Raw genomic sequence first — 6480 nt, forward strand, 5'->3', positions numbered from 1 at the left:
CGAGATGACATTCATCACTGTGATCTACCTGATCGGAGCACCCATCAGGGAACTACTCGTTCCATAGCATTTCCACGTCCAACGTCGAAGAACCAGAAATCTTCGGTGCGCTTGATCACATACATGAAAACAAACTGTAATCGAACAGCTACAATTATGCAAGAGTGCTTGGCCACAAGCTCCACGTTACTGCACCCCCAAAGCCTTCCCATACTCCAGCGGCTTCAACCACTGAGCAGGAATCTCCATGTTCCACCCGGCGAACTCGGCTTTGTCCCGTAATAGCCGTAGCACCTGATAGGCCTCTGGGCGTCCAAGTCCTAACGCGGCGATGGGTGCTTGAAGATCAAGAAATTCATCATCCTCTGTGCTGTGGTGATACGCACCTTCCGCGTTCGTGCAAGCAGTGAACTGTTCAAAAATTAAAATACATAATTCCCATCACTATTTCATCATTAACTTCGTCTTTAAAACATCCTGATAGAGCGAAAGTATTTTTCACTTTCCTTGACTTTCATACGCATTTGTCATTGCGAGCTTTCGCTTTAGCGGCTGGGTTGCGCAGCGCAGCGACCCTCCCTGCCCGTTGTGCGTTCCGAAAAAGACACGATGAACTTTGATGCCCCGTTTTTCAAGCTCAGTTTGGATGGTACGGTTATCATTGTGTCGGTTATACGACAAAATGTAGTTTTCGGAATTGACGGGAACACCGTTGACAGCCAGTCGCTGAACATCTTTGAGGCTTACCCTGATCAGGTCCCAGCCCTTGAGCGCTTCCGGCAGGCCGTCAACGAAGGCCTCTTCGGCAACAATGGCCAACCCCTGGCGCGGCACGGAAAGCACACAATCCAGATGTAGCACGCTTTCAATAAGCCGAACGCGTTTCACCGTGTATTGGTCGCCTAAAATGTTTTGAAGCCACCGGTAGCCTGCCTCATTGGAACCTACGCTGGGATTTTGCGTATTGCCGACCAAAATGGTTTTCCCCAACACGATAACATCGCCGCCTTCCAGGAAAGGAGTATCTGGGCGGGCGGGCTTAAGAAGCTCCGTGTGCGGCATGGAAAAACATTTGACCTTCGGGTCGGAACATTTTTCGGCCAGAATATCCCGAAATCCGGAGATGTCCACCTTGCGAATCGGCGTGCGCAAATTGAACTCGATGACATTGCTGCCGATGACGGCCAGGTTGTCGCGGGGGAAGTCCTGGCTAAACCCGTTTAAGAGCACATCCTCGCCGTAAAATTCCTTGATAAAATCGACGGTAATTTCTGTCGGGCGGTAAACCTTGACGCCCAGAGACTTCAAGATGGCGATGAAGGCCTGATTTTCCTCCTCCAGCATCTGTGTTTCGCTTTTCCCCGTCTCAGGGTTGATCATCTCCGTCCAAAGCATCCCCGCTGTCTTGCGCGCGTAATCTGCTTCATCTTTCGGCAATACTTTGAGCGCGTTGTCAAACCATTTTGCTTCCAAAGATGGTGACATGCCGTATGGCAGGCCGACAATCACTTCCTTGAGATCGCCGTATTCGTAATCAACATAAACAGAAGGCTCCGCCGCGTTTACGGATCGGGCAGAAATCTGGAAACATCCAAACGCAAACCCCATACATAAAACCACGATCATATTTTTCATGACATTCCTCCAAGGCATTGGCTACGTAAGGCCGAAGGCACATATGCGCCCACCCACTGACCATTGGCGGCAACAAACAGGTTCTCGCCTTGCTCGAAGCCCAGCAAGGCTACGGGGAAGTAAAGGTCATTTTGCTGAATAAAGGCGATGGGAAATGCTGTGACGGCTTTGGGCAGCTCGGCGGCTACCAGGGGTAAGAAGGTTTCTCCGGCTGCGAATGCGTAGGATTCGAAGCGCTTCCAGCGTTTAGTTGCGTGGGACTCTTTGGATACGGGTACGTAGTTGGGCATGAGGTCTCTCCTTGTAAACGAAAAGATCATTTTACCTCTTCAACTACGAGAGGGCAAACCAGCTATCGGCTTACCCCGCACCGACAAGCCTCTTCATCGAATACACTCCATCAACACCTCCAACCGGCGTAAACCTCCGTTCATCCTTGGAATCCAGCAGATGTTTCACGCCGTCGAACACTTCGGCCACGAATTCTTTTGAGCCGATGATCCCGGAATCGGAGAAGTAGCGGCAGCGGTGGCGGAATACGTCTGTTCGGCTCAACCGGTAACCTTTCTTGCGTTCCTGCTTGACCAGTTCGGGATCAAGGCGCTTGCCTTTGCCTGCATCCATGGCTCCGGTTTCGTAGACGAATTCACGATATTTGCGAATAATCTCAGTGGGATTGAACTCGTTCCATTCGTGCATGCCCAGGTTCAGATCGATCAGGCCGTCCTTGTTGCCGCGCTGTATCAGGTAGCCCAGGGTGCTCCAGCGGTAGTCCTCGGGCTTGTCCACGATCCCGGCCCGGATCGGGTTGAGGTCCACGTAGGCCAGCAGATTCACGAGGGTTTCGCCTTCCTCGACGATCACGCTTTTGAACCGTTCTCCCCAAAATGTGCCCCAGCGTTTCTTGCGTTTGTTGTAGGCCTTGGTGAATCCCTGCTTGATGTCCTTCACGAAGTCACCCAGGCTGGTCAGGCGGTTGCGGAAGTCGTCGATTTGGCAGGGGATGATCCTGGATTCTTTGCCGTAGAGCAGTTTGTAGCGCTCGGTGATGTCCTCGTCAGTCAGGTCATCTGACGGGTTCATCCGGACAACCAGGTGAAAATGGTTGCCCATCAGGCAAAAGCCCAGAAGATCAACGAAATAGACCTTGCACAGTCTGGCAACCGTGGCCATCAGGTGGTCTTTCTCAACGTCCTGCAAAGGTAAGCCGTCCAGGGCGGTGCGGGACATGATGTGGTAGACGGTGGGTTGGTCGTGGCGGACGAAGCGAGGGATGCGACCCATCAGAGGCTCCTTGGTCGGGGTGATTGAGGGGTGAAGTGATGGTTAGCGGGAGGGGAGGGGCTAGTCAAGAAAAATAAACCTGGCACCATTCCCCAGGAAGTCATCCCAAAGGTCAGGTCACGGGCTTGGTCCAGGGACAGTTTGGAGTTGACCGGCCTGCCGCTGGCGCAAATCTGGGGATTGTAGTGGGGGAAGTGCAGATCGTAGATATACTCCCGATATGCGCCCAGCTCCTGGAAGTTGCTCTGGATGGCTTCCACCTGGTTCATCGGTGCGATGTTCTGTGGTGAGAAGCCAATGGTTACCTTGAGATTGGTCATGGGGCTCCTTTGACATAATCCAGGCTACATCGGATATCGTCCCTTGATCTCGCTCATGGAGGCAGATCGTAGGGGAGAGGTTGGCGCAAGGCAAGTTCACGAACAAGCAAAACAGCTTCGTTCCCGTCAGACGGTAAATATCAGATAGTCGTCATATTCAATTACGGAAAAGTTCAATTGTACGAGTTTTTTTGCCAAAGACACAGCCTTCGCGTGTTTGGAGTGGACAACAAGGAAGCGCACTCCTCGCTGTTTGATCGCCGCGACAAACTGCTCAACGCTCATGTCGCTGATGTCTCCACCCACGTATCGCAATAGGGCTATTCGTTCCTTCAGGTCATCGTCGGGGATGGTTCCCTGAAGCTTGCGCAGGTACAGCAAGCGTACTCCCACCAGCGGCGGGGCATCGTCGAATCCGGTTACGTATGCGGCCAAGGGTTCGGGAACCAGGGCCAAGCCCTCCCGTGGACTGAGGTCAACGATTTTCCGGGCTACGTGGTAATACGGCGGTACCTTGTACTCTCCGATATGCACGGGGGAAAAGTTCCGAGAGGTCACGGAGTCAGGCCCGGCGAGTACGAACAGTGCAAGAAAGGAAAGAGCGGCTGCTCTTCGAAAGTGGGGATAGGGAATTTTAACGCAGCATGCCATGCCCACGGACAAGCCCAGAAGCAAGGGAACCGGCCAGCACCAAAAGTAGCGCCAACTGAATACCGGGGCCAAAAGCGAGCTGAACAGCCAGCCTGTCAATGGAAACAGCAAGATTATTCCAGACACGGCTACATACCTGGAAAGCCAAGCCGATCCGGGCAGTTGTGCGCAACGCGCCAGCAAGGGCAGCGCGAGCAGCCCCGCAAGAACAATGCCGGTGCGCTGTTCACCAAGGACCGTGGCGTAGCCGAGAAGAACCGGGTCCAACTGTTCCGGCCCGTGATACTGGCGCACCACCAGCAGCATGCCGACTCCGGCGACCACGAGCGGCAAGCTGGCGCAGAGGCCCTTGAGGGTCGTTTTCCAGGTCGAGGCATCGGCGAGCATGCCGGAAACAAGAACAAGCCCGGCGGCCATCGGCCCGACCACCAGGGCGTTGGTCGTGAAGCCTATAGCCGCGCCCTGGGCCAACATGAGGCTGAGCCAGTTCTGAAAAGTGGGAGCCTTTTGAAAGGAGTATGCCGTGTAGAAGATCATCGGCAGGGCCACCCAGAGGTATACGGCCTTGCCTTGAAACATTCTCACGAAACTGAAGTTGCCGAATGTCCGGTTCCCATCACCCCAGAACGCCAAAAGCAGGATAATGGCGGCAAGGCCGACCAGTGCGCAAAGCGGGGGCAGAAAGCGGCGAAGCGCCACCCAGTGGGCCGCCGTGCCGACCACAGCCCAGAAGGCGGGCAAGAGCACATAATAGGGAAATGCGGCCGGGGTGCCCAGGAAATCGGCGATCAGCGCCGCGAGGTATTCGTGGCTTTGCAAAAGGTGCAGGTGCTGCTCCACCAACGGCAGCCCGTCGCGGTACAGGTTGTCGACGCCGTACAGGGGCAGGTGGGGATGATTGATGGCCGCGGTAGCCAGGCTGACAAAAAACGCATCATCAGGATCAGGCCGGTTCACGCCCATGACAAGTACCGCGCTGATCGCGCACAAGCCCGTCAAGGCGATCAATTCATGGCATTGAACGTCGGGGTGGGATTGGCTTGAGAGCGGATTGGATTTGTCGCCAGCCAAGGCCAGGATGGCCAGAAAAGGCGCGGCCAGCAGCCAAAATGCCCATTCCGATCCCCACAACTGATAGACGGTCACCGCGCAAATCGGGACAAGAAGCCAAAGCCAGGGGATGGGCGCTGGCTCCACGGAACGTGTTGTATCCGTTTGATCTTCGGGCTGTTTTTTTTGGGAGCCGCCCTTGAGAAGCACGGCGAAAAGCGCCGTCAGCAGTACGGGAAAAAAGGCGAAACGCCTTGCAAATGCATAGTCAGCGCCCGTGAACGTGCAAAGCTGAACATGGAACGTCCAGAACCCGAACAGGGCGATCAACAGCAAAACCATGTCCACCATGGTTGTATATCGGATGGTCATGCTGGTATGGAAATGCAGCCCGGCCTATTCATGTCGGCGCGGCATCGGTAAAGCCGCTACCCGTATGCAGGATGGTTATTGCGGCGTCCAAAAAACCTCACGAAAATCTGATCATATCATCATCAAAAGAGATTTCCGCCTTGATTCCCCCACTCTGCGCGGTCTGGATTTGGGTGTCGGCTTTGGCGTGGGCTTCGATCAGTTTGCCGAGCATGGGCAGGTGCTGCATGGAAAGCATCTGGCAGTAGGCGATGGGCAGGGCACCGGACTTGCGCAGTTCCAGGAACGCCTCGTCGGGCAACTGGCTGAGTTTGGACTCGTCAATCTGGTACAGCCCCTGGATGTTTTGCTCGCCGGTTTCCGTCTTGATGGTGATCGGCCAGGGAACAATAAGGTCGTGTCTGGCCAAGGTCGCGCAGGCCGATGCCGTTGCCACCCTGTTTTGCTCCACATGATTGAGGAAGTTCAGAACCTGCTTGACCGCTTCCGATGGTTCGCCGGTGTCGTCGAAAAAGGCTTCTCCGTCAGGCCCGTCCGTGATCAGGTCAGAGTCCTCGTCCACGCAGAGCATGGCCTGGCCATCCTCGGTTCGAGCCAACTGAAAGGGATAGCTGCGCAGGGCGGAGGGAACGTATGAGCCCACCCATTGCCCGTTGGCGGCAACGAACAGGTTTTTGCCGGGGTGCAGGCCGAGCAGGGCAACCGGGAAGAATTCGGAGTTTTGCTGAAGAAAGCCGATGGGAAACGCCAGTGCCGCTTTGGGCAATTCAGCGGCCACCAGGCCGAGTACATGCTGGGACATGGCATAGACGTAGGATTCATAGCGCTTCCAGCGTTTGGGCGAGTGGGTTTCCTTGCTGACGAGAACGTAGTTGGGCATATGGGGTTCCTCTGAAGATGTTCGATCTCTGGTTGTGATTGGATACGTGCCGTGGACGCCTGCTTGGGCTGTCCTGGGTGACAGTATCAATTGTATAGAACCGAGGCTGGTCCGGCAAGGAAACGGGTGGGCTGAGGCGTTATGTGGTTTTTCCAGGTTTGCCTTGAGCCTGTTTACGCCACATTGCCGTGTTCGGACCTACTCCCAGACACCGAGATTTTTGTATTGGGGCAGAAAAGTTTTCAGGAACTCCCGGGCCAATTTTGAGGTTTCGGCTTTGATCTCTTG

At 54.9% G+C, this 6480-nt stretch carries 6 protein-coding genes; all 6 read right to left on the minus strand.

Annotation, left to right across the window (positions count from 1 at the left end; translation table 11 throughout):
* Positions 1-498: 498 nt before the first annotated feature.
* The 6 genes from AC559A_RS18520 to AC559A_RS18545 all read right to left on the minus strand — a co-directional run bounded on the left by AC559A_RS18520 (position 499) and on the right by AC559A_RS18545 (position 6192).
* Positions 499-1635, minus strand: a complete 1137-nt coding sequence (locus tag AC559A_RS18520) for a dimethylarginine dimethylaminohydrolase family protein (RefSeq protein ID WP_498819179.1) — start codon at positions 1633-1635, stop codon at positions 499-501.
* Positions 1632-1925, minus strand: a complete 294-nt coding sequence (locus AC559A_RS18525) for a SapC family protein (RefSeq protein ID WP_498819180.1) — start codon at positions 1923-1925, stop codon at positions 1632-1634. The genes AC559A_RS18520 and AC559A_RS18525 overlap by 4 nt, the downstream gene beginning before the upstream one ends.
* 70 nt (positions 1926-1995) lie before the next feature.
* Positions 1996-2919 carry a transposase gene (locus AC559A_RS18530; protein WP_498819181.1) on the minus strand — a complete coding sequence of 308 codons (924 nt, stop codon included), beginning with the start codon at positions 2917-2919 and terminating at the stop codon, positions 1996-1998.
* Positions 2919-3239: a hypothetical protein gene (locus tag AC559A_RS18535; protein WP_498819182.1), complete on the minus strand. Its 321-nt coding sequence runs from the start codon at positions 3237-3239 to the stop codon at positions 2919-2921. The genes AC559A_RS18530 and AC559A_RS18535 overlap by 1 nt, the downstream gene beginning before the upstream one ends.
* Before the next feature lie 126 nt (positions 3240-3365).
* Positions 3366-5312, minus strand: coding sequence for a DUF6077 domain-containing protein (locus AC559A_RS18540; RefSeq protein ID WP_498819183.1), 1947 nt, complete (start codon positions 5310-5312; stop codon positions 3366-3368).
* Positions 5313-5409: 97 nt separating this feature from the next.
* Positions 5410-6192: a SapC family protein gene (locus tag AC559A_RS18545; RefSeq protein ID WP_498819184.1), complete on the minus strand. Its 783-nt coding sequence runs from the start codon at positions 6190-6192 to the stop codon at positions 5410-5412.
* Between the last annotated feature and the right edge of the window lie 288 nt (positions 6193-6480).

Origin of the sequence: Desulfonatronum zhilinae (assembly GCF_900182865.1) — a bacterium.
GTDB lineage: Bacteria > Desulfobacterota > Desulfovibrionia > Desulfovibrionales > Desulfonatronaceae > Desulfonatronum > Desulfonatronum lacustre.

Excerpts from the sequence above, each read along its gene's own strand:
- AC559A_RS18535 (WP_498819182.1), bottom strand. The coding sequence starts at position 3,239 with ATGACCAATCTCAAGGTAACCATTGGCTTCTCACCACAGAACATCGCA.
- AC559A_RS18520 (WP_498819179.1), bottom strand. The coding sequence starts at position 1,635 with ATGAAAAATATGATCGTGGTTTTATGTATGGGGTTTGCGTTTGGATGT.
- AC559A_RS18525 (WP_498819180.1), bottom strand. The coding sequence starts at position 1,925 with ATGCCCAACTACGTACCCGTATCCAAAGAGTCCCACGCAACTAAACGC.
- AC559A_RS18530 (WP_498819181.1), bottom strand. The coding sequence starts at position 2,919 with ATGGGTCGCATCCCTCGCTTCGTCCGCCACGACCAACCCACCGTCTAC.
- AC559A_RS18545 (WP_498819184.1), bottom strand. The coding sequence starts at position 6,192 with ATGCCCAACTACGTTCTCGTCAGCAAGGAAACCCACTCGCCCAAACGC.
- AC559A_RS18540 (WP_498819183.1), bottom strand. The coding sequence starts at position 5,312 with ATGACCATCCGATATACAACCATGGTGGACATGGTTTTGCTGTTGATC.